Annotated in this window: 5 protein-coding genes; all 5 read left to right on the top strand. The window is 68.1% G+C overall.

All coding sequences use genetic code 11. The annotated features are described in order from the left end of the window. Positions 1 to 140: 140 nt before the first annotated feature. Positions 141 to 839: a ubiquinone/menaquinone biosynthesis methyltransferase gene (locus ACV4UX_RS16285; RefSeq protein WP_491594335.1), complete on the top strand. Its 699-nt coding sequence runs from the start codon at positions 141 to 143 to the stop codon at positions 837 to 839. Positions 840 to 1,217: 378 nt separating this feature from the next. Then, positions 1,218 to 3,413 carry a PAS domain S-box protein gene (locus tag ACV4UX_RS16290; protein ID WP_491594336.1) on the top strand — a complete coding sequence of 732 codons (2,196 nt, stop codon included), beginning with the start codon at positions 1,218 to 1,220 and terminating at the stop codon, positions 3,411 to 3,413. Positions 3,414 to 3,507: 94 nt separating this feature from the next. After that, on the top strand, positions 3,508 to 4,101 hold the full coding sequence (locus ACV4UX_RS16295) for a class I SAM-dependent methyltransferase (RefSeq protein ID WP_491594337.1): 594 nt from the start codon (positions 3,508 to 3,510) through the stop codon (positions 4,099 to 4,101). After that, positions 4,098 to 5,477, top strand: coding sequence for a cytochrome ubiquinol oxidase subunit I (locus ACV4UX_RS16300; RefSeq protein WP_491594338.1), 1,380 nt, complete (start codon positions 4,098 to 4,100; stop codon positions 5,475 to 5,477). The genes ACV4UX_RS16295 and ACV4UX_RS16300 overlap by 4 nt, the downstream gene beginning before the upstream one ends. A gap of 2 nt (positions 5,478 to 5,479) precedes the next feature. Next, positions 5,480 to 5,706 (top strand): cytochrome d ubiquinol oxidase subunit II (locus ACV4UX_RS16305; protein ID WP_491594339.1); only part of this gene is annotated, 227 nt, incomplete at its 3' end.

The raw sequence follows: 5,706 nt of genomic DNA on the forward strand, positions 1-5,706 counted from the left end.
CATGGTGGCGCTGATGCCCGCGAAGCTACTTAAAAGTTTTTGAAGGAGAGTCCAGAGAGGAAACTTTTTTCAAAAAGTTTCCTCTCTGGCCGCCGGAGGCATCTTCCGCCTTCGTCACCTCTCTGCTGGAGGCCTCTTCCATGCGCGATTTCGAAGTGCGGCGAATGTTCGACACCATTGCGGGCGGCTACGACATGCAAAACAGCGTGCTCTCGCTGCGCATCGACGTGCTTTGGCGCAAGCGTCTGGCCCGCATGCTCCCCGCGGACCGGCCCATCGTGGTGGCCGACGTGGCGGCGGGCACGGCCGAGGTGTCTCTGGAGATCGTGCGCCAGCGGCCCCTGTCCCGGGTGCTGGGCATCGACTTCACCCCCGCCATGCTGCGCGTCGGCCACGCCAAGCTGGCCCGGCGCGAGCCGCGCGGCCGGGTGCGCCTGGCCGCCGGGGACGCCCGACGCCTGCCCCTGCGCGACGCCAGCGTGGACGCCGTGACCATCGCCTTCGGCATCCGCAACGTGCAGGAACGGGGCGTGGCGCTGGGGGAGTTCTTCCGGGTGCTCCGGCCCGGCGGCCGCCTCCTGGTGCTGGAGTTCTCCCTGCCGGACAGCGCCCTGCTGCGAGCCCTCTACCGCTTCTACTTCGACCGCGTCCTGCCCCCCTTCGGCAACTGGCTCTCGCGCACGGACTACGCCTATTCCTACCTGATGGAATCGGTGCACGCCTTCCCGGATCATCGGACGTTCGCCGCCGAGATACGCGACGCAGGGTTCTCAGGCGTGGAGCAGACGCCCCTCACGGGCGGCATCGCGCGCATCCATTCGGGCGTTCGCCCCGCGTAGCGTCGCGCGCTCACCTGCCGTCCCCGCAGACAAGCCAAGCCGTCAGCTGACCCATCGATTTGTCACAACAACGCGTGCATGCGCCCTTGGCGCGTGACGCGATGCGTCGCCTTTTCCGCCATGGGGTCCCGGTCGTTGCAGCGACACACGGTGGGCTTCTCGCAAAATTATTTTCAGGTGTTTCAGGTTGTTGTCCGGCAGGGCTTGTTGGCGTCGCTCATTGCTGTTGCGCCGGATTGTCCTCCAGAATAGAATTGTTCCAACGTACAAAACCATATGGAGTGAAGCGGAGAGTTGTGCGCTTCCTGTCAACTCAGAAGCAGGGCAACGGCAATCGATATGGAACAGGTGGGCGGTTTTGCAGGATGTTGCGAGGATTTGGAGTCTCAAGTTCGGCGACTTGAAGAGGAACTTGCGGAATCCCGGCGGGAGGCGGCCCGGCACGCCCTGGCCGCCAAACGGCTGGAGGCCGTCACGGCCAATGCCCTGGACGCCATCGTGATGATGGACGCCTCCGGGCGCGCGACCTGCTGGAACAAGGCGGCCGAGCGGATGTTCGGCTGGCGCGAGGACGAAGTGCTCGGGCGCGACGTGCACGGGCTGCTCGCGCCGTCCGGGTCCGCCGAGCGCTACCTGGAGCATGCGGCCCGCTTCCGGGAGACGGGCCAGGGCCCCGCCGTGGGCCGCGTCCTGGAGTTGGAGGCCCGGCGCAGGGACGGCGGAGCGCTCTCCGTGGAACTCACCGTGGCCGCCGTGGACATGGACGGCGAATGGCATGCCCTGGCCGTAGTGCGCGACGTCACGGAGCGCAGGCGCATGGAGGACGCCCTGCGCGTCAGCGAGAGGCGTCTGGCCATGCTGGTGGAGACAGCGGGGGAGGGCATCTGGCAGCTCGACGCGGACCTGCGCACCGTGCATGTGAACGGCAAAATGGCCGGGCTGCTGGGGGTCCCGGCCGAGGCCATGCCCGGCAGAAGCTACTTCGACTTCGTTTTTCCGGAAGACCTGCCGATGGCCCGCGCGAAGATGCGGGAGCGCGCCCGGGGCTTCAGCGACCGCTACGAATTGCGCCTGCGGAGCGCCGACGGAACCGGACTGTGGTTCCTGGTGTCGACCACCGCCCTCATGGGCGAGGCCGGGGGGTTCGAGGGGGTCTTCGGAATGTTCATCGACATCACCGAGCGACGCCGCGTCGAGGAATCCCTGCGCAAGGAGAAGGCCTTCAGCGATGCGCTGGTCAGCAGCGTTCCCGGGCTGTTGTTTCTGTATACCGATTCGGGACGCCTGGTCTTCTGGAACACCCGGACCGAGGCAGCCACGGGGTATGGCCCCGGGGAACTCGGGGGAATGCGCATGGAGGACTGGTTCCGGGGCCTGCCGGAGGAACTGGCCAGGGCGGAAGAGGCCTGGAGGAGCGTGCCCTTCCAGGGCACGGCCGAGCTGGAGACGCGGCTTGTGATGAAGGACGGCACGGTCAGGCCCTACTACCTTACCGCCGTCTCGCTGGAGTTGGAGGGCGAATCCTACCTGACCGGCATCGGCATCGACCTCACGGCCCTGGAGTGCGCCAGGACGGCGCTGGCCGAGCGCGAGGCCGAATTCCGGCTCATCTTCGAGAACAACGCCGACGCCATCGTCTGGGCCGACGCGGAGACCGGTTGTGTCGTGGACTGCAACAGTGCGGCCGAGCGGCTTCTTGAACGCACCCGCCAGGAGCTGATCGGCCTGCCCCAGGCCCGGTTGCATCCCTCGGACAGGGCCGGACAATACGAAGCGGCGTTCAGGGATTTCGTGCAGCAAGGTTTCATGGACCTGCCCGAGGCCGAGGTGGAAACGGCCTCGGGCAGGCGCATTCCCGTGGAGCTTTCCGCCACCGTGGCCGACACCGGCAAGCGCCGCATCGCACAGGGCATCTTCCGCGACGTCACCGCGCGGCGGCAGTCGCGCCAGGAGCTGGAGCGCAACCTGGAAGAGAAGGAGCTGCTCCTGCGCGAGGTGCACCACCGCGTGAAGAACAACCTCCAACTGGTGACGAGCCTGGTGAACCTCCAGTTCGAGGGCTTTAACGCCCCGGGCGCAGCGGAAATGGCCCGCAACGTCAGCGGGCGCATCCGTTCCATGGCCCTGGTGCACGAACAACTCTACCGCTCCGGCGACCTCTCGGGCATCGACATGGCCAGCTATGTGGGAACCCTGGCGGGCGAGCTGACCCGCGTCCACGCGCGCGGCGACAAGCCCCTCGCCCTGCGCCTGGAGGTGGCGCCCACGTTCCTGGGCATCGACGCGGCCATCCCCTGCGGGCTGTTGCTCAACGAGCTGGTCACCAACGCCTGCAAGCACGCCTTCCCGGAGGACGCCTCCGGCGAGCTGGCCGTGCGCCTGTCCATCCGCGAGGGGCTGGCGCGGCTCGTGGTGGAGGACAACGGCAAGGGCCTGGAACACTCCTTCGACATCCGGGACGCGCGCACCCTGGGGTTCACCCTGGTGCAGGCCCTGGTGGACCAGCTGCGCGGAACGCTGGCGGTCGAAACCGGGCCGGGCACGCGCTTCACGGTGTCGTTTCCCCCGCGCTGAACGCGCCGTCGCGCCTTTTCCGGCCTTGACACCACCCCCCTGGCGGGTCATGGAAGGTGGGACCCTCAGCACCCCTAACCTTCGGATATCGCCTATGTTCGTCAACTGGCCGGAACGATTCTTCTGCAACTCCCCCGTGCGCCGCTTCCTCCAGGCCCGGCAGATCCGGCAGTGGCTGGGCATGCGCAAGCCCCCGCAAGACGCCGCCGTGCTGGAGATCGGCTGCGGCAACGGCGCTGGGGCCAGGCTCGTCCTGGAACACTTCCGGCCCCGCTCCCTCACGGCCCTGGACCCGGACCCGGACATGCTGCGCCTGGCCCGCAAACGCCTGGCGGGCACCATCGCCTCCGTGGTGGAGGGCGACGCCCAGCGCCTGCCCTGGGACGACGCCAGCTTCGACGCCGTGGTGAACTTCGGCATCGTCCACCACCTGGAGGACTGGCGCGCCGGGCTGGGAGAGGTGGCCCGCGTGCTGCGCCCGGGCGGGGCCTTCTACATCGAGGAGATCTTTCCAGACCTCTACGCCAGCCCCTTCTGGCGGCACGTGGTGGCCCACCCCGTCCACGACCGCTTCCGCGCCCCCGAGTTCAAGGCGGAGCTGGCCCGGCTGGGCCTCGTTCTCCTGCCGGGCTTCCACGAGTCGCGCCTGACCATGCTCGGCGTGGCCGTCAAAAAGGAGGACGCATGACCGACGCCCTGTCCGACCCGGTGTTCCTCTCCCGGCTCCAGTTCGCGGCCACCACCATGTTCCACATCCTCTGGCCGCTCACCACCATCGGCCTTTCGGTGTTCCTGGTGGCCTTGGAGGCTCTCTGGCTCAAGACCGGCGACCCGGACTACTACCGCCACTGCCGTTTCTGGGCGCGCATCTTCGCTGTGGGCTTCGCGGTGGGCGTGGTCAGCGGCATCCCCCTGGAGTTCCAGTTCGGCGCAAACTGGGCGCCCTTTTCCGTGGCGGCGGGCAACTTCTTCGGGCAGGTGCTCTCCTTCGAGGGGGCCATGGCCTTCATGCTGGAGTCGGCGTTCCTCTCCATCATGCTCTTCGGCTGGAAGCGCGTCGGCCCCAAGGCGCACTTCCTCTCCACGGTGCTCGTGTGCTTTGCGGCCTCGCTCTCGGCCTTCTGGATCATGGCCGCCAACTCCTGGATGCAGACCCCGGCCGGGGGCCGCTTCGTGGACGGCGTCTTCCAGCTGGACGACTTCTGGGCCGCCGTGTTCAACCCCGACACCGTGGTCTCCTTCAGCCACATGTGGCTGGCCTGCCTGCAGACCAGCCTCTTCCTGGCGGGCGGCGTGAGCGCCTTCTTCATCTGGCGCGGCCGCCACACGGCCTTCTTCCTGCGCTCCTTCAAGCTGGCCGCCGCCATGGCCCTGGTGGTGGCGCCCCTCCAGGCCCTGGTGGGCGACACCTCCGGCGTGCACATCGGCAGGCTCCAGCCCGCCAAGGTGGCGGCCATCGAGTCCCACTGGGAGACCAACAAGCCGGGACAGGGCGCATCCTGGAACATCATCGCCTGGCCCGACCCCGAGAACGAGCGCAATGCCTTCGAGATCCGCGTGCCCTACGTGCTCTCGCTGCTCATCACCCACACGCCCACCGGGACCGTGCCCGGGCTCAAGGACTTCCCCAAGGACGACCGGCCGCCCATCGTCATCCCCTTCTACGCCTTCCGGGCCATGGTGGGCATCGGCTTCGCCATGGTCGCCCTGGCCCTGGTCACGGTCTGGGCCTGGCGCAAGGGGCTGCTCGATTCGGAGTCCGCGCCGCGCCGGAAGCTCCTGCTGGCGGCCTGGATGGCCATGGCCCCCCTGGGCTACGTGGCGACAGAGATGGGCTGGGCCACCCGCGAGGTGGGCCGCCAGCCCTGGGTGATCTACGGCCTGCTGCGCACGGCCGACGGGGCCTCCATCCTGCCGCCCGAGGCCGTGTGGACCTCCCTGGCCATGTACGGTGCGGTCTACACCATCCTGCCGCTCATGGCTCTCTGGTTCTTCGGCAAGATCCTGGCCAAAGGCCCGGATCTCACCCTCCAACCGCCCAGCGCGGCTCGCTCGGGAGGCTGACCATGGACCACGCCCTCTACGCCGAACTCTGGCTCTGGCTCCTGGCCCTGGCCCTGGCCGCGACGGTGATTCTGGACGGGTTCGACCTGGGCGTGGGCATCCTCTGCCTGCGCGAGCCCGACGAGGACGCCCGCGCCTCCATGATGGCCTCCATCGAGGGCGTCTGGCACGCCAACCAGACCTGGCTCGTGGTGGCGGGCGGCGTGCTTTTCGGGGCCTTCCCCAAGGC

It is taken from the genome of Fundidesulfovibrio sp. (assembly GCF_058402725.1).

What these genes read in the sequence shown, in the direction of transcription:
- ACV4UX_RS16300 (WP_491594338.1), top strand. Translation starts at nt 4,098, where the DNA reads ATGACCGACGCCCTGTCCGACCCGGTGTTCCTCTCCCGGCTCCAGTTC.
- ACV4UX_RS16285 (WP_491594335.1), top strand. Translation starts at nt 141, where the DNA reads ATGCGCGATTTCGAAGTGCGGCGAATGTTCGACACCATTGCGGGCGGC.
- ACV4UX_RS16295 (WP_491594337.1), top strand. Translation starts at nt 3,508, where the DNA reads ATGTTCGTCAACTGGCCGGAACGATTCTTCTGCAACTCCCCCGTGCGC.